The sequence below is a fragment of the Phaeobacter inhibens DSM 16374 genome (assembly GCF_000473105.1).
Lineage (GTDB): Bacteria > Pseudomonadota > Alphaproteobacteria > Rhodobacterales > Rhodobacteraceae > Phaeobacter > Phaeobacter inhibens.
In genome coordinates, this window is sequence record NZ_KI421498.1 from 2,386,145 (window position 1) to 2,407,299 (window position 21,155).

Here is a 21,155-nt window from a genome sequence, read left to right on the forward strand (position 1 = left end):
AAAAGTAACACGTTATTTGAACGGGTTGGCAAGTGATGCATACGACGACTAAAAATCGGACGGCGCCAGAGGCAAGGAAACGCAGATCAAAACCATCTGCGCCCCAGGCCCGTGTGCACAAGACATTTCCGACCGAAATCTTACCGGCAGAGATGACCAGCTCGACCGACGCCCAAAGGCAGATTTTCAAGGCAGGTACGGCAACTCGCCCGTTTCTTGCCGCCTTGTTTTTTGTGTTGGGATTGGCTCTGGCTGCGGCCATGATCATCGCAGTCACACAGAGTGTCATCACTGAGTTTAAACTGGCCCGCTCATTGTTTCAGAACAATGCGCCGACAGATACAGTCAATTCGGACTGGCGCCGGTTCCTGCCGCAAAGCGACAGTCTTGAGGGTGATGGTGGCTATGACAAGCTGGACAGCGATGGCCCGAGCGTCGCAACGGCGGCGAAAAATGCCTGCCAAACACATACATCCGCAGCCCGCAGCGCCAGCAACAATCCTTCAACGCTATATGCCTTCGTGACAGCCGATCTGGAAGACGTGTCCAACTCCGTTCAACGGACCTGCGACACGATTAATGTGTTTGTTCCAGAGTGGTTGATCATCAGTGACGAGGGGATCGACTGGCTGCAATCCGGCAATCAGGATTTTGGCACGCCTTACATTGTGCGAACCAATCCATTTGGCGATCACCCCATTCAACCGTTGATGCATGTTCAGGCCACCGCGCTTGAGGAAGACGGCAGCCGCCACTGGTCCAAGGCCGCAGATCTCGCAACACGGCACGGGTGGTCCGGCCTGTGTTTTGATATGCGCCGGTTGGAGGCACAGAACCTGCAGAAGGCGCTGACCCATCTGGATGGCGTGCGAGATGATTTCGCAGCCAAGAGCCTCGAGTCCTGCGCGGTCATTGCCCCCGATCAGATTGAGACCCTTTCCTACGGGGCCGCCTTACCTGACCGGGTCATTCTACCTGCGGTTCAAAACAGCTATCGTCTTGGAATATATGAAGAGTCACCGGCCCCTCTGGATTGGTTCCAGACCGTTCTGGAACGCGCGCGCAGCATCATTCCCAAGGAAAAACTGGTGATTGGCATGGCGGCTGGCGGGGTGCATTGGACAACTGGCGCGCCTGCGCCCGAATTCATCAGCTACGCAGATGCGATGTCTCAGGCGGATCAATACGGGGCCTTTGCAGGCTATGCGCCTGAGAAAGGCCACGGGCTGATTTCCTACATGGATGCGCGCGGTGAGCGAAACATGATCTGGTATCTGGATGCCGTGAGCCATTACAGCCAACTTCTGAGCATTGCGGAGGCCGGCATCGACGGCTTTGCAATTTGGGGTTTGGGGCAGGAAGATCCCTCCATCTGGCCGTTGCTCGCAAACGAAGATATTCTTTCGGACAGTGCTTTTGACACGCTACGCGACATTGATCTGAACAGCTTCGTCTCATATCGCGGCACTGGGCCCTTCCTGCGGTTCGCCCAAAAAGAGCTCCTTGGCCGCCGTCATGTCACGCGGGATGCCGAGACTCTGATGGTGACAGATGCGGTCACCGATCCTTTGCCGTTGCCAGTCATTGCGGACCGCTATGGTACCCTTCCGGAAAAATCTATCCTTCTTACATTCGATGATGGACCCGCCCAGGATCACACGCAGGATATCCTCGATATCCTGAACGACGCCGAGGTGCCCGCAACCTTCTTCATGGTCGGCAATCAGATGTTCGAGCAAAAGAATGTCGTTGACGCGTTGGCCCGGTCCGAGTTCGATTTTGGCCTCCACACCTTTTCTCACCCTCGGCTTGATCGAGCTTCTCCGGCACGGGTTCAGGTTGAACTGGCGTTGCAGTCCCGGATCTTCTCCTGGCTGACAGGCCAAACACCTGTGGTGTTTCGCGCGCCCTACATGCGCGGACCCGGCCCGCTTGAAGGGGATCTGGCGCGTCGGTTGAAGACCATCATTGACCAGCGCTACCACCTTCTGGGTGCCGATATCGTGCCACCTGACTGGCGCAGCCTCAGTCCCAAGCAACTGGTCGACTACACGCTGGACGCATTGGATGGCAGCGGTCAGGTCCTGCTGCTGCATGACGGCGGCGGCGCCCGCAGCAACACGATCAGCGCACTACGTCTGCTGATCCCTGAGCTGAAGGCGCGCGGCTATCAGTTTCTGACACTGAAACAGGCCATGGCGGGGGTCGGCAGCCCCTATGAAACCCGACAGGCGGCCAGTCTCGAACCGTTTGAGGCGCTTGCCTTCACCGGTTTCGGGAATAGCGCAACATGGGTGGCCTTCCTGGTGCCCTTCGCGGTGCTGCTCGGTGTCATTCGTGCCCTTGTTTTGTTTGTAATGGCGATCCGGTCCCGCCGAGCCGACCGTACCGACCTGCGCCATCGTACAGGTGATTTCTCCGCCCCGGTCACGGTTGTGATCCCCGCCTATAACGAAGAGAAGAGCATTCTGAAGACAATCTACAGTGTGCTGGAATCAGACTACCCAAATCTCTCGGTGCTGGTGGTTGATGACGGGTCAACTGACGACACGCATGAGCTGGTGACCAAGACCTACAAAGACAACCCAAACGTCCAGATCCTGCGCCAACCCAATGGAGGCAAGTGGAAGGCCGCCAATCTTGCCTTCTCGCATGTGACAACTGACTATGTCGTCGCGATCGACGCCGATACCATCGTCGCACCGGATGCGATCCGCCGTCTGATGCAGCCCCTGCGTAACCCCCAGGTCGGCGCCGTAGCCGGGAAAATCATGGTGGGCAATTCGAACAACTTGCTGACCAAGCTGGAAAAACTGGAATATACGGTTGCCCAGAACATCGATCGTCGCGCCTATGAGACGATTAATGCGATCATGGTGGTCCCTGGCGCCTTTGGTGCTTGGCGGACTGAGGCGGTGCGCAAATGCGGCTATTACTCCAGCCAGACCTTAGCCGAGGACACCGATCTGACGATATCCCTTTTGGAACAGGGCTATGAGGTTCGCGCGGCCGAGCGTGCCTATGCCTACACCGAAGCACCAGCCTCCGTTGGCACCCTGATGAAGCAGCGGATGCGCTGGTCCATCGGTATTTTGCAATCCGCATGGAAGCACCGCAGTACCATCCGGAAGGGGCACGCAGTCGGGTTGGTCGGGCTCACCGATCTCGTTATCTTTGGGGTAATCATGCCTCTGCTTGGCCCGATCATCGACCTGTTGCTGGTGCTCATGCTGGTGCGGTTTGTCTCCAGTTTTGATGGCACCACCTTTGATGCCTTCACGGTTCGCGATTATGCCGTGCTCTCTATCTTCCTGGCGTTGCCGCTGCTGGAAATGATCATGGCAGACTATGCTGTGCGGTCAGAGCCAACCATGCCTCGGTCCATGGTGTTGTTACTGCTGCTGAACAGGCTCATCTACCGCCAGCTTCTGATCATAAATGTCTACCGTTCGCTGTGGCGGATCCTGACCGGGCGGCTGACAGGTTGGCACAAGCTCCGCCGATTTGGATCTGTTCAGGCTCCTGTCCGACCCACGGTGGCCGCTCGGGCGCGCCTCAGCTGATCTCTGGTTAACCGATCGGCGAGCCACCAAAATTCGCCAACGCCAAACCTGAGTGACTGACCACTAGCCGACCAAGGTATCGCACATAAAAAACCTGCCCAAGCACGAGGCCTGGGCAGGTTTTTTGTTTGCACCGGCGGCGTATCAGTTGCCGTCTGACGTACTACCACCGGAGAGCGCATTCGGGTCGAAGGCCCCTCCGAAAGCGGAATTGCCGCCTGTCGCGGGCGCTGGAGCGCTGCTTTCGTCTTCGCCCTCGCTTGTAGCGGCATCACCACCCAATGCGTTGGGATCAAAGACCCCGCCAAAGCCGGAGTTGTTCCCGCCGCTGGTTGTGGGCTCGGATGTTGCACCACCGGCCTCAGACCCACCGCTTTCGGCCTCTTCCGCTGCCCTACGGGCCGCTTCATCGGCGCGACGCTGACGCAGTTCCTGAATACGCACCTCGGTTTCTAGGCGCTTCTGCTCTTTGACATCCGCGATACATTGGGCCGGGCTATAAACAGTCGCAGTGCCAACAATCACGATAGTGAAACAGGCCACCCCAACCAACCCTAGGGCCGCCCAGTTCGAGCTGAGGAAGCCGGGCAAACGCAGGCGCCCGCTTTCCAACTCCTCAACAGTGGCATCCTTGCGGGCAGCTGCGACAAGTTCGCGCCGACGGATGGTCGCCTCGTTGAACAGCGCGGCAAAAACCGTCAGCACAACAATAATAAATGCCAATGCAGAGATTGCCGGCGTAATGCCGTAGCGCACCTTCTGCGCCAGTTCGATGGTGAGGGTTGGATATTCTCCGAAGGTGAAGGTGGTGGTGTTGTAGTTCTCGAAGCTGGCAAGGAAAGCCAGAACTGCCGCTGATGCAATTGCAGGCTTCATGAAGGGCAACAGGACCTTGCGGAACGCCTGCGCATGAGTGGCCCCCAAATCAAGCGCCGCCTCGGTCAACGCCATGTCATAGCGCTGCAGACGGGCCACCAGCACCAGCATGCAGTAGCTGGCAATGAAGGTGGACTGACCAATGATGGTCAGGAACAAACCGTTCGACAGAAAACTATCCGCCCCCAGCCCAACCATGCGATTGATGCGATCCCAGAACACCAGTGTTGAGATACCAATCACCACACCCGGTATCAGGATCGGCGCGATGATCACCGTGTAATAGGTGGCACGCAACTTTGGCCAGATCTGGGTCAGCATCAGCGCGCCCGCTAACCCCATCGCAACCGATAGTACAACCGTACCCGCCCCGACGAGGATCGAATTCTTGATCCCGTTCAGAATACGTTCGTCCTGGAACAGAGCCGAAAACCACTCGAACGTCAGACATTCCCATGGCGTCGCCTGCGGAAACCCAGGTGAGTTGAAAGCCGTGACCGACATGATCACCAGCGGCCCCAGCAGATAGGCGAAGAAGATCGCCAGATAGAACCAGACGCTCAGGCGCAGAAAGGAGAGGTTTTTCATTTGCCGATATCTCCCATGTTCACCTTGAACAGGCGCATGACGGCCAGAACCAACAGGATACAGGTCACCAGAAGAACAACCGCATAGGCAGCACCCTGCGGCCAGTCGGAGTTGTCATTGAACTGCTGGTAGATCAGCTGTGTGAACCACAGGGAAGACGGTCCGCCCAAGATCTGCGGCGCGGCCAGAGCGCCCGCCGACAACATGAAGACCATAGTGCAACCCGAGCTGATACCAGGCTTGGCATAGGGGATGACAACGCGCTGATGGATCTTGGCCCAACTGGCCCCCATGTCACGGGCCGCCTCAATCTGATTGCGGTCCAGACTCTCGATCACGTTGTAGATCGGGAAAATCATCAGCAGGATGTAGGCATACCCAAGCCCTGCATAAAGCGCGATATCGTTCCGGATGAAATCAAACGGTGTGTCAAACACTCCCATCCCGACCAGCGCCGTGTTCAAGACCCCGCTTTCGCCGAAGATGATGCGCAGCGCAAAGGCGCGCAGGATTTCGTTGATCCAATAGGGAATGATCAGCATCAACGCGAAGATGCGAATATGATTGCCCTTCGTCTGCGCCAGATAATAGGCAATCGGATAGCACAGGATCAGGTTGAACAGTGTCACACAGACTGCCGCGACCAGCGTGCGGAAGAACACACGCAGATCAACCGCATTGTAGTCCTGACCGCCGCCCTCGGGACCGAAAACCAGATATTTGTAGTTCTCCAGCGTATAGACATCTTTCGGCCCGCCGATTTCTGGCGGCGGCAGGTTCGGCCGGAATGAAAAATCGAGCATCGACAGCTGTGGCAGGATGATAAGACCAATCGTCCAGAACAGGACGAGCCCCAACATCAGAGAGCCCAGCCCATAGCCGTTGCGATTGAAGAATTCCCTCAGGAATCTTGGCATGGTCCAGGCCTCCCTATTCTGCGGCCAGTTCACCGGCGGGTACGATGACAGCGTTCTGCGTCTCGTATTCCAGGGTGATTGTCTGGCCTGTGTGATCTTCAAAGGACTGGCCAAGGTTGGGGATTGAAACCTTCAACTCCTTGCCACCGTCGCCCTCCATGAAAATATTGAAGGCATTGCCCTCAAACTCCTCATGATTGACCTTGGCGCTGACCACATGGTCGCCAGTTGCGCCCTGTGGTGCCAGGGCAAATGCCTCCGGGCGAATGAACATCATCGCGTCATCCCCCTCTTTCATCTTGCCCTGATTGGCGGAGGAAATCCGTGCAACCAGATCACCGGACCGGTTGGTTGCGATGAGTGCTTCATTGCCCATTACCCGCTTTACCTTACCCCGGAATACGTTGTTTTCGCCAACAAAAGACGCAGCAAAGGCTGTTGCAGGGTCGTTGTAAACCGCCTTACCGTTGCCGATCTGGTCGATCACCCCGGCGCGCATCACGGCGATATTGTCTGACATGGTCAGCGCCTCGCCTTGGTCGTGGGTAATGTAAATGAATGTGATGCCGACACGCTGCTGGATCTCGCGCAGCTCCGTCCGCATGTGCTGACGCAATTTCAGATCCAGCGCAGAAAGCGGCTCGTCCAGCAACAGAACATCCGGTTCGGCACATAGCGCACGCGCGATAGCCACCCGTTGACGCTGACCGCCGGAAAGCTCTGAGGGCAGTTTGTCGCCCTGCCCCGGCAGGGCAATCATATCCAGCAACTCATCTGCACGCTTGCGTCTGTCCTTGGCCGAAGCTCCCTTGATCTCCATCGAAAACGTAATGTTTTCCCAGACCTTCATCAGCGGAAACAATGCGAGATTCTGGAAAATCAGGGCCGTTGGCCGCTTGTTCGGGCCAATCCCGCGCATATTGTTGCCGCCAATCAGAACATTGCCTTCGCTTGGCTCCAGAAAACCGGACACCGCGCGTAAGATGGTCGTCTTGCCACAGCCAGACGGGCCCAGGAACGAAAAGAAATCGCCTCCGTTGATTTTGACATTCGCGTCGCGCACAGCAACGAAATCTCCAAAGCGGATCCAGAGATTCTCAAGATCTACGCCTACCCCAGCACTCATGTGGCCTCTCCCTCGGTGCAACCGTCCGTTCGGAGGCGAGCCCCCGGCCGATGCAGATAGCATCCGGTTGATAATATGTTGAATTTACGCTCTCAGGCGTGTGGCTGGCCCCCGCATGAAACGGGAGCCAGATATGATCGCGCGATCAGGTAATCAGGCGCTTTTGAACTTGTTAACGAATTCGGTGCGCACATCCGCATACCAAGGAGCTTCGGCAGGCCATGGGTTCAGATTGGCCAGACTGTTGCCCGGATAGGCTTCCGCGAAGTTTTTCTTATAGATATCACCGGAATAATCGTCGGCCTTCAGCACCGGTGAGTTGTAGCCGTGGCTGTCGATGGCTTTGCCCGCAGGTTCCTGTTCGTAAGCATAGTCAATAAAGGCATAGACCTGCTCTTCGTTCTTGGCACCGACCGGCATCGACATCCCGTCGACCCAGGCCATCGCACCCTCAACCGGTGCCTGATAATGGACCGGTTCACCTGCAGATTTCAGCGCCAGCGGCGGTCCATCCCAGGTCTGGCCAACAACAACACCTTCGTTCAGCAGGCCGTTTTTCTGAGAATCCGCATCATTCCAGATCAGCTTGATGCGGTTTTTACGCGCCACGCACCAATCAGTGACCTGCCCCCAAACCTTACGCATGGTCTCTTCGTCATCATAGGCCGCCCAGATTGAGCCCGGCTCCATTTCACCGGAAGCTTCCATATAGAGACCTGCACCCAGCATCATCGAATGTGCGCGGCCCATGGTTTTGCCTGCGTTTTCTTCACTCCAAACATCCCCGTAAGACGGTGCATCCCCGGAAGGCAGCCATTTGTCCGTACGGTAGGCGATGCCCTCGGTGCCCCAGATATGCGGCAACCAATGCGCACCATCATCGTCGAAGTTCCAGGCATCCGTACCGATCTTGGCCATTGCCGGGTTCACCGCATCCATATTGACCTTGTTGAGGTCGAACGGCTTCAGCAGCTCCAGCGGACCCCATTGCAGGGAACGGTTATTGGTCGGTGAAACGATATCGAAACCCTGACCCTTCGTTGCCTTCATCTTGTTGATGATTTCTTCGTTCGACCCGATACCCGTGTAATTCACCTTGATCCCGGTTTTGGCCTCAAACCCGGCGATGAACTCGGGCGGCAGATAATCCGACCACATTAGAATGTTGATCTCACCGGAGGATGCCAGTGCGCTCTTGGAGTAGAGCGGTGCTGCCAGCGCTGCCGCGCCTGCTCCCTTCAGAATGGAGCGGCGGGTTACTTTGGACTTTGCAGTCATCTTGTCTTTCTCCCTATGGAACTGTTGGTCTTTTGTTTTTGCTTTTGGTGGTGAAACTCTGCGGAACACACTCCTGTTGCTACAGTGACAGATTCAGAATTCGATAAGGCCAGACGATGTCGGGCAGGCACATTTATGGGGCCAGTTTCAGCTCTCCACCGTCAACGATCAGAACAAGGCGCTTATGCGCTTTTCGACAAGGATGCCGACTCTCACATTGTCTCACACGGATCAGTCTGCGCCCCGGAGGCCCCTCACGTCAACGCTGCAACACTGTGGCAGCGTTCACAAAATCGCCGAGGCGCTCAAACCGCCATACCGATAAGCGCAACCCCGACCGCCATCAGGACAGCTGCCCCGAGGCGGCGCTGCCAGTTGCCCTCCTTCAGGATCAGGAAGCCAATCAGCGCTGCGAAGATGACCGATGTTTCACGCAGGGCCGAAACCGCGCCAAGCGGTGCGAAGTTTTTCGCAAACAACACCAGCCCATACGCGCACATCGACACCAGACCACCCGCGATTCCCAACGCCCAAACTCTGAGCGGCAATCCGGGCAATGTCTCTCGCTTTCGCAAGATGACAAACACCGCGACAAAGATGTGCAGAAAGGCACCCCAGGCCCAGTAGCTGACTGTATTCCCCGACAGCCGTACACCGATACCATCAACCAGCGAGTATACCGAAATGCAAAACCCGGTACCCAGCGCGTACCATAACGCCCCCCGCCCGACACCGGATCGCAGCGCTTTCCAACTGCTCAGCTGGATCCCCAAAGCAATAAGCGCAATCCCGAACCAAGCCTGTAGGGGCAGCATTTCCCCAACGAAAATCATCGCCCAGAGTGAAACCAGAGCAGGCACGATTCCGCGCGCAATCGGGTAGACCACGCTCAGATCACCATGCTGATAGGCACGCCCCAGCATGTAAAAATATCCGAAATGCACGACGGTCGAGAGGCCAATATAGGGCAGGCTCGCCACCGCAGGCAAAGGCAGCGACGCCACCATGACCGCGCCGGGAAGAACATGCCCCAGCGCCACCAACCCCAACGTCGTGGGTCGATCTGTTGCGGTCTTGACGATGGCGTTCCAGATCGCATGCAGCAATGCAGCCGACAGGATGATGGCAATCACAAATGGAGTCATGTCAGGCTTTCAGATCTGGCAGGGCGCCACTGGAAGGCATCAATCCATTTCCTCGGCAGGCATATCCTGGATCAGGCGCGTTTCCAGCAACTGTCCGTTCCGATAGAGGATCGGATAGGCGATAGCTGCGATATGACTGTTAAATTCCCGCAGCGCGCGCAAGGTCTCAAGATGGATATCGGAACTCTCGAAACTCTCCGCAGCCCCTCTCTGGAGCCTACGCAGATGGCGCTTGCGGCTGTCACGTTCCATGCGCTTCACCTCCGTCTTCTCTAGGCTCAGCAGACGCGCGCTTTCCAGATCGTCCGAGATCAGCACATTGGAGGCCAGCTGCATATTGGCGACAATGACCTCGTGCATACGGGTGATCTCGGCCCAACCTTCCTTCGAAAACCGCACGCCTTTCTTGTGCATTGAGGTTGCAAGGGTGGCGAGGCGTTCGTCCACCACATCTCCCGCCGTCTCCAGCCGGATGGCATATTCCACCAAGTCGCGGGCCACTTTCGCGTTTTCCTTGCCAAACCCCTCACTCGGCATGCCCGCCACATAACTCCGGATACCTGACAGGCAATTGTTCACCTCCCGGTCCAGCGCCTGTACTGCCCTGATCTGAGTACGGTCACCATGTTGGTAGAGATCCGGAACAGGTCGAAACATGGCGCTAACCAGATCCGACATTCGCAACAGTTCCCGTTTGAGACTGCTGATCGCCTGATTGGGCTGCCTATAATCGTCCGTATTCAGCACACTGACGGGCATCCCGTGCGCTGTATCCTGCGGCGTCGCCGGATTCGGTACCAGACCTGTCAGCACCCCGTGCAGCATACCGCAAAACGGCAGCGCCAATATCAACAACGATGTGTTGAACAACAAATGCGCATAAACCAGCGTCTGCCCCCCCTCAGGCGCGCCCAGAATACCGGTTCGCAACGCCATATTGACGCCAAACAGGCACAGCACGGCCCAGGTCCCGCGCAGCCCCAGATTGGCCAGCGGTATTCGCCGCCCTGGCGCTGGCATCCCTCTGCTCAGCCAGACCGGAATGAACGCAGAGCCGAAATTCGCACCCAACACCAAAGACAGGCCAGCCGCAAAGGGGATCGCATCAATCTGCACCAAGGTGACACACATCAAAATAGCCGCCACCGAGGAGTGCATGACAAAGGCGAGTGCAGCCCCGACAAGGAACGCGGTGATGTAGTCCCGTGCCAGGTATTCTGCAATCGCGGGCAAAAACGCGCTTTCCCGGATCGGGTCCATCGCCTCACGCAGAAAACGCAAGGAAATCAAGATGAACGCAATCCCCATCAGGATGCGCCCCATCTGACGGGCTTTTTTTGCCTCAACCTTGACGAAGAGATAGCCACCAACCGCCAGCAGCACCGGCACCAGCCAGTCCAGACGGAACGACAGAAGCTGAATGATCAACGCGGAGCCCAGATCCCCGCCCAGCACAATCGCCAACCCGGAGGCAAAGGACAGCATCCCCCCAGCCGCGAACCCGGACGTCAGCAAGGCAACCGCTGCAGAACTTTGCAGCACGATGGCCATGCCAACGCCGACGAAACTAGCCTGCACGAGGCTGCGCTGTTCGGTCAAGAGACGCTGAAACGTAGCCCCATAGCTGCGTTCAATGCCGGTGCGCACCATACGCACTGCAAAAAGAAGCAGCATGACAGCACCGGCGAGGCTGGTAAGAAAGCTCAATATGGCCATAGGCTCGTGTCTTTTCCTTCTGTCGGGCAGTTTCTAACGGCTGCCGATCTTTATTTGGCGCCCAACGGAAGCCCGTCTACGCAACTGTACCCACGGCTCACTCGAGCAAAGAGGCCCGTTTCTTTGCTTTCACCTCGCTCGCCGCTTCAGCATCCTGTGTTGGCGCCAACTCAAGGCCAATCCCCCAGGTCTCCAACGCACGGCGATACTTCCGGCCGGGCAAGACATCGGTCATCAGCAGGTCCAGCATCTCCGGTTGTGGCCCCCGGTGCGGCGCCATGTCACCGAACTTCGGGTGGGCCAATATCAACAGCGTCCGTTCGGCGGCCTGCGCAACCACCGCCGCGAGTTGGGCCTCCGTCGCACTGTGGTAGAGGGCGCCGTGTTTGGCAGAAAATGCATCAGCCGACAACACCGCCAGATCCAATGCAAATGCGCGTACCTGCTGTTCGGCAACATGACCAAACGTGCCACGTTCGTTGCTCTGGATTTCTCCGCCAAGAAAATGCACCCTGTTGCCGTTGTGATTGGCCAGCGTCTGCGCAACGCCAATGGAATTGGTCACCACTGTCAGATTGGCTCGGCAACGCAGTTCCTTTGCGACGAACGCAGTGGTGGATCCCACATCAAGAAAAATCGCCATCCCGTCTGTGATCTGCGGTAGAACTCCGGCGGCGATGCTCTGCTTTTCTTCGGTATATTTGGAGATCCGCCGACAGAAACTATCCGCGGTATCCGGTCCACTCAGATAGGCGCCACCATGGACCCGTTGTACCAACCCCTGCTTGGCCAACGCCTTGATCGTGCGCCGCACAGTTTCTTCCGAAACACCCAGTACCTTGGCCAGTTCTCCACTGCGCGCTGAACCGCCCAGACGGCGCAGAGCCTCTAGCAGTTCGAGTTCGCGATGGGACATTTTCTGGTCTGCTGGCACCCGGTGACCTCAGTGCAGGAGTGTTGAATAGGCGGCCAGTGAACCACAGCTCAATCAAAAAAATCAAACAAGAAAACACAAAAACCCACATTATCGGTCAATTCTGACCGTATTGAGCCGGGAAACTCTTTGCCATGAAGGCGATTTCGGGCTTATCTGGCGTCAATTACCGTGAGGAAGGTCTCTATGAGCCGATGTTCAGATCAGCGCAGGAATGTCCTGTTCATCCTGATTGACCAGATGCGGGCCGACTGCCTGTTTGGCGCCTTAGCAGAGCATGTGGCTTTGCCCAATCTTCGCGCCCTGATGGGGGATGCCGTCACCTTTCAGAAAAACTACACCGTCGTGAACCCCTGCGGGCCGTCGCGCGCATCTATCCTGACCGGCCAGTATGCGATGAACCACCGCTCCGTTCGCAATGGCACCCCCTTGCGGCATGATACACCGAACCTCGCCTCGGAGATGCGCAAGGCAGGCTATCTGCCAATGCTGTTTGGGTACACTGACACGTCGCATGATCCCCGCGTATATCACCCCAATGACCCGGCGATGCAAACATACGAATACCCGATGAGCGGGTTTCATGAGATGCTGGAGATGCGGATGGAAATGTCGCACCCATGGCGCGCACATCTTCTGAACAAAGGTTACACATTCGACCGCTACTGGGACATCTACAAACCGGTATCTCCAACCGGGGATGCCCCGCGTCTCAACGATCCGGCCCTGTATCGAGCTGAGGACAGTGACACCGCATTCCTGACCGACCGATTTTTGGCAACCCTGCCCGGATACAGTGACCAGAATTGGTTCGCGCATCTGACCTATATACGCCCGCATCCGCCTCTCGTGGCGCCAGCACCCTACAACCGGATGTATGATCCTACGTCCCTGCCCCTGCCGCAACGTCTTGCCACTGTTGAGGACGAGCGTGCAGTCCATCCGTTTTTTGATCCAGCCACCCGTGCCTCCTCGCCTGCATCCTTTGTCGAGGGGTTCCCCGATCTAGAACCTAGTGACGAGGTGATCCAAACGCTTCGGTCGATCTATCTGGGCCTTGCCAGCGAGGTCGACGCCCATATCGGTCGGGTTATGGCGTATCTCCGCGATAGCGGTCAGCTGGAGGATACGCTTGTGGTGCTCAGCGCAGATCATGGGGAAATGCTGGGCGACCGACACAGCTGGGGGAAATTCTCGGTCTATGAGGCGGCCTATCACACGCCGCTGATCATTCGCCAACCTGGCAACGCAGCACGCGCCGGGGCTGTGGTGCACGACATCACCGAATCCGTCGACCTTGCACCGACCATCTTGGACTGGGTGGGCCAGCCTATTCCGAACGCAATGGACGGGCGCTCCCTGCTACCGCTGCTTGCCGGAAACACTCCAGGCAACTGGCGCAGCTACAGCTATTCGGAACTGGATTTCGCCGAACCGGAGCGCCCCAACATCTGGCAGCAGCACCTGGGCACGGATGCGAGCTGTTCCTGTCTTGCGATTCTGCGCGATGCGCGATTCACACTGGTGGAGTTCGCCGCCGACTTGCCGCCACTGCTGTTTGATCACGACGATTTGGGCGAGGCCGTCAATGTCGCGGAGCACCCGGACTATCAAGGTGATTTGGCCCGGCTGACGCGACAGATGTTGCGCCATCGCATGCGCAACATGGATCATACGCTGTCGCTGGACACCATCACCCCACAGGGGCCGCGCAGGCAGCTGCGCCATAGGCCGACGCTCATTCCAGGCCGCCAGGATGACTGATCTGCGCAGTATTGCCCGCAGGTTCTTCGCAGCAGCGGTTGCCCGCGCCAATCCTGCCGCGGCCCTGGCCGAAAGCCTGCGACAACACCCGCCCGCCCTGCCGCAACCGGGTGGGCGCCTGATCCTTGTCGCGCTTGGGAAAGCCGCCGTTCCTATGATCCGGCAAGCTATGGCGATTCTGCCGCCCCCGGACCGCGCAATTGCTGTGACCAATCCAGAGAATGTTGCTGATCTGTCAGATGTTGAAGTTCTGGCAGGCAACCACCCCGTCCCGCACCAGATGAGTCTGGCCGCGGGGGGCGCCCTGCGCTCAGCACTCAGCAATCTGAACGCTAAGGACAGGGTAATCGCGCTGATATCAGGCGGTGGCTCCGCTCTGGCGGTAGCGCCTGCGGGAGGTCTCACGCTTGCTGACAAAACCGCTGTGACGGATCTGCTGCTCGGAGGCGGTGTCGACATCACCCAGATGAACCTGATCCGCCAGCAGCTGTCGGAGCTGAAGGGCGGCGGCTTGTTGCGCGCGGCGCAGCCCGCGCAGGTGTTCAGCTATATCCTCTCGGATGTCATCGGCGATGATCTGAGAGCCATCGCCTCAGGCCCCACAGTGGCACCATTGGGCTCGCGGGCAATGGCGCGCGACTGTCTTCTGTCTCATAATCTGTGGGAGGGGTTGCCTCACGCGGTTCAAACCCATCTGACAACACCGGAGGAGCCGCAGCAGTCGCCCGCGAATTCCAGCGTGACGTCAGCCCATCTGATCGGGTCAAACCGCCATAGCCTGGGTGCTGTGCGCGATCAGGCAAGGCGCGACGGCTGGTCGGCACATATCGTCAGCGATGCACTTATCGGTGATGTCGAGGTGGCAGCAACAGAAATTCTCGCCGCAACCAAAGAACAGGAGACCGGTCGCCCTACTGCTCTGATTTTTGGCGGTGAAACCACTGTACAGCTAACCGGCAGCGGCCGTGGCGGACGGAACCAAGAGCTGGCATTACATATCGCCCGCCTGGGGCGTCGCGCCCTCAAAGAGCGTTGGACCTTCCTATCCGCAGGCACCGATGGGCGTGACGGTCCGACAGATGCAGCAGGCGGTGTTGTCGATAGCGGAACCTGGCAGCGTATCGGTGACAACGGTGGCAACCCCGATGCCCTCCTCAGAAATAACGACAGCAACGCTGCGCTGAAGCTGGCGGGAGATCTCCTTATGACGGGTGGAACCGGCACCAATGTAGCCGATGTCCAAATCATGCTGCTGTCCCCGCGGTAGACCTGCGCCCCTATTCGTCCAGTTGATGCAGCTCGTTCAACAAATCCAGCAACGCCTCGTAGCGATCCTCCCCCATTTGGGTACGAGTGCGCGCAATCACGGCAAGGCTGGCCTCAAGATTATCGTCAATGACCTGCGCCCCCGCCGAGGTAATGCTCACGATCTGGCGGCGGCGGTCTATCTGATCCTTCGTACGCTGGATCAGCCCCTTGTCCTCAAGCTTCTGCAAGATGCGTGTCAAACTTGGCAGCAGAAGACAGGCCCGTTCAGAAATCTGCGTAGGGTCGATACCTCCGGTTTCCTGAACAACACGCAGCACACGCCACTGCTGCTCCGTCAAACCGGCGTCGCTCAGCAGCGCGCGGATAGGTCCCATCACACGCTCCCGGGCGCGCAGCAGCGCGATGGGCAAGGATCGGTCTGTGCTTGGTAACTGCTTGGTCATGACCAATTATCGCCGCCCCGGCGCACAAAGGCAAATCTTCAATGCAGGCGTTACCAAGAGAGTGTTTCTGAAAACGGCACGTACAGGGCAGCCGCCTGCCCAGATGGGCAAAATGGCGCTCAACCAATCGTATCTATTGATATAAATCCGCTGTGTAGACAGATTTTAATACACATGTTAATCACATGAAGTCTCGTGGGTTTCTCCCTCTCAGCGCAAAGGACAGCAAATGAACTGGACTGACTTTTCCTATTGGGGGCGCAAGATTGCCGACTGGACGCAAGACTATCATCAGACGGTTGGTGACAGGCCGGTCCGCGCCAGAACCGAACCCGGTGATGTTCTGAATGCGCTCCCCGCCACGCCGCCCGAAACCGGTGAAGACATGGAAGCTATCTTTGCCGATTTTGAAGCAGTCGTGATGCCCGGTATCACCCATTGGCAGCATCCACGGTTCTTTGCCTACTTCACCTCCAATGCCGCTGCCCCATCGGTTTTGGCTGAATTCCTCACCTCTGCCATCGCGCCGCAATGCATGCTCTGGCAAACCTCTCCTTCGGCGACCGAGATGGAAACCCGCATGATGGACTGGCTGCGCCAGGCGCTTGACCTGCCGGAAGAGTTTCAGGGTGTCATTCAGGATAGTGCCTCCTCCGCCACCCTCGCGGCAGTCCTCACAATGCGGGAAAAGGCGCTGAACTGGCAGGGTAATGAGCAAGGGCTGTTTGCCCAAAAGACCTTGCGGATCTACTGCTCTTCGGAGGTACACACCTCCGTCGACCGCGCCATCTGGGTTGCAGGTATCGGCCAGCAAAATCTAGTCCGTGTTCCGATCAAGGGAGACTGGCGTGGCATGGACCCGGAAGCGCTGGACGCAGCAATTGAGGCCGACATCGCGGTCGGCCACCAGCCCGCCGGCGTCATTCTCTGTGTCGGAGGGACGGGAGTTGGGGCCACCGACCCGGTCGATCAGGTGCTTGATGTGGCCGAAAAATACGGTCTCTATACCCATGTGGATGCCGCCTGGGCCGGCTCTGCCATGATCTGCCCCGAATACCGCGATTACTGGCCTGGCATTGAGCGCGCCGACAGTATCGTTTTCAACCCACACAAATGGCTAGGGGTGCAGTTTGATTGCTCTGCCCATTTCCTGAAAGATCCGGACGATCTGGTCCGGACGCTGGCCATAAGCCCCGAATATCTCAAAACCCATGGCAAAGACGGCATCATCAACTACTCTGAATGGTCGGTGCCCTTGGGGCGCCGTTTCCGCGCGCTCAAAATCTGGTTTCTGATCCGTACCTACGGTCTGGAAGGGCTGCGCCAACGGTTACGCAACCATGTGACATGGTCACAGCAACTGCACGATCGGCTCAAGTCAGAGCCTGATTTCGAGATCGTAACACCGCCAATGTGGTCTCTTTGGTCCTTTCGCTATCAACCCAATGGAGCCGCAGATCTGGACGATCTGAACCTGCGATTGGTGAACGCAATCAACGACGATGGTCGCATTTATCTGACCCAAACCCGCGTTGATGGGGCTTTGGTGATCCGCTTTCAGGCAGGGCAATTCGAAACAACCGAAGCCGATGTCATGATGGCCCATGATGTCATCACCGAAATCGCTCGAACGCTCGAGTGATGACCAACCCACTCCGCCGAGGCTGATGCCTGACCGCTGGACAAGCCACTGCGCGGGGCGATACCTTTTTCCTCAGTTGCGCCCGACCCGAACAGACACAACCGATTGCGCCCGATCCAAACCGGAGAGTTTCCATGCCCGCACCCAAAAATATCTTCAAACAGGCGCTGGCCAACGGAGATCGTCAAATCGGCTGCTGGATGAGTTTTGGCGAAGCGGCCGTCGCCGAAGTCATGGGGACCTGTGGCTTTGACTGGCTGGTGATCGACGGGGAGCATGCCCCCAATGACATCCGATCCATTCGTGATCAACTGATGGCACTGGCGGCATCGGACAGCCATCCGGTGGTGCGCGTGCCAGTGGGTGAGACATGGATCATCAAACAGGTGCTGGACGCCGGTGCGCAAACCGTTCTGGTCCCTATCGTGGAGGATGCAGATCAGGCCCGCGAACTTGTGCGCGCCTGCCAGTACCCGCCGCATGGCACCCGTGGTGTCGGCGCGACAGCAGCGCGGGCGACCCTGTTTGGTACCGCCAGCGACTACATTCAAACCGCCGATCAGCAGATCTGCCTACTGCTACAAGTCGAAAATCGTAAAGGCATCGAAAATCTCAACGAAATTCTGGCGGTGCCGGGTGTTGATGGCATTTTCATCGGGCCTGCCGATCTCTCCACAGATATGGGTTTTGAGGGCAATTCGGCCCACCCGGAGGTGCGGGCCGTGATTGCCGACGCGCTGGCGCGAATCAAGGCCGCAGGCAAGGCGCCGGGCATACTGGGCACCTCGCCTGAGGCCACCCAGGCTTATTTCGATATGGGGGCGCAATTCCTCGCCGTCGGGATTGATGTCATGCTACTGGCCAAGAGCGCGCGCGCCCTCGCCACGGACTGGACATCGAAGTAGCCCCAGACACACCACGAGACAAAACCGCATAAGAAAATACGTATTTTCGCGCAATTGACCCGTTTGACACCTCGCCGCTAGCCTGCCACGACAGGAGCGAGACCGCGCCAGACGGCTTGGCGCGCCACGAGGGAGTTACAGGATGAAACGCACATTTGCTGCGGGGATGGTCTCCGCACTGACGCTGACGTCAGCTATGGCCACCGCCGCCTTTGCTGATATCAAAATCGCCCATGTCTATGGCAAAACCGGCCCGTTCGAGGCTTACGCCAAACAGTCACACGACGGGCTGATGCTGGGGCTGGAATACGCCACCGGTGGCACCATGGAGGTGAACGGCGAGAAGATTGTGGTGATCGAAAAAGACACCCAGCTCAAGCCCGAGAATGGCAAGGCGCTACTTGAGGAGGCCTATGGCGATGATGAGGTCGATCTGGCCATCGGGCCGGTCAGCTCCGGAGTTGCGCTGGCGATGCTACCGGTTGCCGAAGAATACGAAAAACTGCTGATCGTAGAGCCGGCCGTCGCTGACTCCATTACCGGGTCGAACTGGAACCGCTATATCTTCCGGACCTCGCGCAACTCCTCACAGGATGCCGTGGCCAGCGCCATCGCCCTGGCCGGGGACAATGTGCATATCGCAACGCTGGCGCAGGACTATGCCTTTGGCCGCGACGGCATCGCCGCCTTCCGCGAAGCCCTTGCCGCGCAGGGTCACGAGATCGTCCACGAAGAATTCGCACCGACCGATACCACTGACTTCACGGCGGCCGGAGAACGGATCTTCAACGCAATGAAAGATCTCGAAGGCGAAAAGAAGCTTTTCATCATCTGGGCCGGTGGCGGCAACCCTTGGGCCAAAATCAACGCCATGGATCCCGGCCGTTTCGGGATCGAATTTGCCGGTGTTGGCAATATCCTGGCCGCTCTGAAGGGGTTCAAGGACTTCGCAGGCATGGAAGGTGGCACCTATTATTACTATGAGCTGCCCGACAACCCTGTGAACGACTGGCTCGTCAAAACCCATTTCGAGCGGTTCGACAGCCCCCCTGATTTCTTCACCGCGGGCGGCATGGCCGCTGGTATCGCTGCCGTCGAAGCAATCAGAAAAGCAGGTTCTACCGATACCGAAGCGCTGATCACCGCGATGGAAGGCATGGAGTGGGAAACCCCGAAGGGCACCATGCAATTCCGGGCTGAAGATCATCAGGCGCTGCAGCCGATGTATCACTTCAAACTGCGTGTCGAAGACGATGTGGAATGGGCGATCCCTGAGTTGGTTCGCGAGCTGAGCATCGACGATCTGCCGATCCCAGTGCGTAACTGATCTTACTCTTCTCACGGGTCCGGCGCATGCGGTGCCGGGCCCTGTCACGCACCAAAAGATCGCACCTGCCGGTGCCAGGCGGACAACCCCGATTTAATCCCTGTTCAAACGGATCCGTTCATGACTGCCCCCCTTCTGACCACCGATGATCTGACTGTACGCTTCGGTGGGCATGTGGCTGTCGATGCGGTTACATGTGCCTTTCACGCCGGAGAACTGACCGCCATCGTCGGCCCCAACGGCGCCGGGAAGACCACATATTTCAACCTGATTTCCGGGCAGATCCCAGCCAGCGCCGGACGCGTCACACTTAACGGTCAGGATATCAGCGCCGCCTCCGTTTCAGCCCGCACAAAGGCCGGTATCGGACGCGCCTTTCAGATGACCAACTTGTTCCCCGATCTGACCGTATTGGAGAATGTCCGTCTGGTGGTTCAGGCCAAAGCCAGGCGCGGCTTCAATCTCTGGTCAGTGGTGACAGGCCACACCGATCTTATGGATCAGGCCGAAGAAATCCTGGCCCGTGTGCGCCTTCTGGATGAGCGTAACCAGATCGTCTCAGAGCTGTCCCACGGCAATCAGCGCAAGCTGGAAGTCGCTCTTTTGATTGCCCTCGATCCACTGATCTACATGTTTGACGAACCAACCGCTGGTATGAGTGTCGACGAGGCCCCGGTCGTGCTGGACCTCATCGCGGACCTGAAGGCGCAGACCGACCGCACCGTCCTATTGGTTGAGCATAAGATGGATGTGATCCGAACGCTGGCCGACCGTATTATCGTGCTGCACAATGGCGCGCTGGCTGCGGATGGTGCCCCGGCCGAGGTGATGGCCTCGGATATCGTACAAGAGGCCTATATGGGGCGCGGACTTGAGGGAGTTCTGGATCATGTCTGATCTCCCTCACACTGAGACCATCGGCGATCCCATCCTTCGGATTGAAGGGATCTATACGAATATTGCGCAGTATCATATTCTTCAGGGCGTCGATCTCAACGTCCCGCGCGGCGGCGTTACCATGCTGCTGGGGCGCAACGGCGTCGGTAAAACCACCACCCTGCGCAGCGTGATCGGGCATTGGCGGGCTCATCGCGGGCGTATCCTCTTTGACGGCGATGACATCACTCGGATCCCCACCGCCAACATAGCGCGCTCAGGCCTGGGATTCGTGCCCGAAGACATGGGCATCTTTGCCGATCTGACCGTGGAGGAAAACATGGTGCTGGCCGCTGTGTCCGGCCCAATTGATCCCGCACGTCTGGACTGGATCTTTCAGGCGTTTCCGCCGCTGAAGACATTCTGGACATCCGAAGCCGGCAATCTCTCCGGCGGGCAGAAACAAATGCTGTCGATTGCCCGCGCTATGATCGAAGAACGCAAACTCTACCTGATTGACGAACCAACCAAGGGGTTGGCCCCTGCAATCATCTCCACCATGGCCCGCGCGCTAAAGGACCTAAAAGATCAGGGAGCCTCAATCCTGATGGTCGAACAGAATTTCGCCGTCGCCAAAGCGCTTGGCGATACCGCGAACGTGATGGACGATGGCCGCGTGATCTGGTCCGGAGAGATGGCCGAACTCGCCGGTGATCCCACTCTACAGGAACAGCTGATGGGCCTCAGCATGGAAGCGAAGTGAACGATGTCTGACGAGAGCAACAT

The 21,155-nt window shown here is 57.9% G+C and carries 16 protein-coding genes; 8 read left to right on the top strand and 8 right to left on the bottom strand.

All coding sequences use genetic code 11. The annotated features are described in order from the left end of the window. The first annotated feature begins 260 nt into the window (after window positions 1-260). The gene (locus tag INHI_RS0115240; RefSeq protein WP_254656889.1) at window positions 261-3,563 is read left to right on the top strand and encodes a trifunctional glycoside hydrolase family 18/polysaccharide deacetylase/glycosyltransferase family 2 protein; all 3,303 of its coding nucleotides are present in this window, start codon (window positions 261-263) and stop codon (window positions 3,561-3,563) included. Window positions 3,564-3,707: 144 nt separating this feature from the next. On the opposite strand, the gene INHI_RS0115245 is transcribed toward INHI_RS0115240, so the two are convergent. From INHI_RS0115245 to INHI_RS0115275, 7 genes are all read right to left on the bottom strand, one after another. Next, window positions 3,708-5,027 carry an ABC transporter permease gene (locus INHI_RS0115245; protein WP_014873292.1) on the bottom strand — a complete coding sequence of 440 codons (1,320 nt, stop codon included), beginning with the start codon at window positions 5,025-5,027 and terminating at the stop codon, window positions 3,708-3,710. After that, window positions 5,024-5,944 carry an ABC transporter permease gene (locus INHI_RS0115250; RefSeq protein WP_014881243.1) on the bottom strand — a complete coding sequence of 307 codons (921 nt, stop codon included), beginning with the start codon at window positions 5,942-5,944 and terminating at the stop codon, window positions 5,024-5,026. The genes INHI_RS0115245 and INHI_RS0115250 overlap by 4 nt, the downstream gene beginning before the upstream one ends. A gap of 13 nt (window positions 5,945-5,957) precedes the next feature. Then, the gene (locus INHI_RS0115255) at window positions 5,958-7,070 is read right to left on the bottom strand and encodes an ABC transporter ATP-binding protein (protein ID WP_014873290.1); all 1,113 of its coding nucleotides are present in this window, start codon (window positions 7,068-7,070) and stop codon (window positions 5,958-5,960) included. Between the two features lie 153 nt (window positions 7,071-7,223). Further along, window positions 7,224-8,348 carry an ABC transporter substrate-binding protein gene (locus tag INHI_RS0115260; protein ID WP_027248188.1) on the bottom strand — a complete coding sequence of 375 codons (1,125 nt, stop codon included), beginning with the start codon at window positions 8,346-8,348 and terminating at the stop codon, window positions 7,224-7,226. A gap of 305 nt (window positions 8,349-8,653) precedes the next feature. Continuing rightward, window positions 8,654-9,493: a DMT family transporter gene (locus tag INHI_RS0115265; RefSeq protein ID WP_027248189.1), complete on the bottom strand. Its 840-nt coding sequence runs from the start codon at window positions 9,491-9,493 to the stop codon at window positions 8,654-8,656. Window positions 9,494-9,532: 39 nt separating this feature from the next. Continuing rightward, complete coding sequence (locus INHI_RS0115270) at window positions 9,533-11,209, bottom strand: Na/Pi cotransporter family protein (protein ID WP_027248190.1); 1,677 nt, start codon at window positions 11,207-11,209, stop codon at window positions 9,533-9,535. Between the two features lie 97 nt (window positions 11,210-11,306). Further along, on the bottom strand, window positions 11,307-12,125 hold the full coding sequence (locus tag INHI_RS0115275; RefSeq protein WP_415837533.1) for a DeoR/GlpR family DNA-binding transcription regulator: 819 nt from the start codon (window positions 12,123-12,125) through the stop codon (window positions 11,307-11,309). A gap of 204 nt (window positions 12,126-12,329) precedes the next feature. Here INHI_RS0115275 and INHI_RS0115280 point away from each other — a divergent pair, with 204 nt between their 5' ends. Both INHI_RS0115280 and INHI_RS0115285 read left to right on the top strand, forming a co-directional pair. Continuing rightward, window positions 12,330-13,907 (top strand): sulfatase-like hydrolase/transferase, encoded by a 1,578-nt coding sequence (locus INHI_RS0115280; RefSeq protein WP_027248192.1) that lies wholly within the window; start codon window positions 12,330-12,332, stop codon window positions 13,905-13,907. After that, window positions 13,900-15,174 (top strand): glycerate kinase type-2 family protein, encoded by a 1,275-nt coding sequence (locus INHI_RS0115285; protein WP_027248193.1) that lies wholly within the window; start codon window positions 13,900-13,902, stop codon window positions 15,172-15,174. The genes INHI_RS0115280 and INHI_RS0115285 overlap by 8 nt, the downstream gene beginning before the upstream one ends. Before the next feature lie 10 nt (window positions 15,175-15,184). Here the strand turns inward: INHI_RS0115285 and hpaR are convergent, their stop codons facing one another. Then, window positions 15,185-15,619 (bottom strand): homoprotocatechuate degradation operon regulator HpaR, encoded by a 435-nt coding sequence (gene hpaR, locus INHI_RS0115290; RefSeq protein ID WP_014881250.1) that lies wholly within the window; start codon window positions 15,617-15,619, stop codon window positions 15,185-15,187. A 229-nt stretch (window positions 15,620-15,848) separates the two neighbouring features. Between hpaR and INHI_RS0115295 the strand changes: the two genes are divergently transcribed. From INHI_RS0115295 to INHI_RS0115315, 5 genes are all read left to right on the top strand, one after another. Further along, window positions 15,849-17,261 (top strand): pyridoxal phosphate-dependent decarboxylase family protein, encoded by a 1,413-nt coding sequence (locus tag INHI_RS0115295; RefSeq protein ID WP_027248194.1) that lies wholly within the window; start codon window positions 15,849-15,851, stop codon window positions 17,259-17,261. Between the two features lie 134 nt (window positions 17,262-17,395). Beyond that, window positions 17,396-18,166 (top strand): HpcH/HpaI aldolase family protein, encoded by a 771-nt coding sequence (locus INHI_RS0115300; protein ID WP_014881253.1) that lies wholly within the window; start codon window positions 17,396-17,398, stop codon window positions 18,164-18,166. A gap of 142 nt (window positions 18,167-18,308) precedes the next feature. Then, window positions 18,309-19,493 (top strand): substrate-binding domain-containing protein, encoded by a 1,185-nt coding sequence (locus INHI_RS0115305; RefSeq protein ID WP_014881254.1) that lies wholly within the window; start codon window positions 18,309-18,311, stop codon window positions 19,491-19,493. Between the two features lie 120 nt (window positions 19,494-19,613). Beyond that, window positions 19,614-20,390 carry an ABC transporter ATP-binding protein gene (locus tag INHI_RS0115310; protein ID WP_014881255.1) on the top strand — a complete coding sequence of 259 codons (777 nt, stop codon included), beginning with the start codon at window positions 19,614-19,616 and terminating at the stop codon, window positions 20,388-20,390. After that, window positions 20,383-21,132, top strand: a complete 750-nt coding sequence (locus INHI_RS0115315) for an ABC transporter ATP-binding protein (protein ID WP_036767126.1) — start codon at window positions 20,383-20,385, stop codon at window positions 21,130-21,132. The genes INHI_RS0115310 and INHI_RS0115315 overlap by 8 nt, the downstream gene beginning before the upstream one ends. Window positions 21,133-21,155 lie beyond the last annotated feature (23 nt).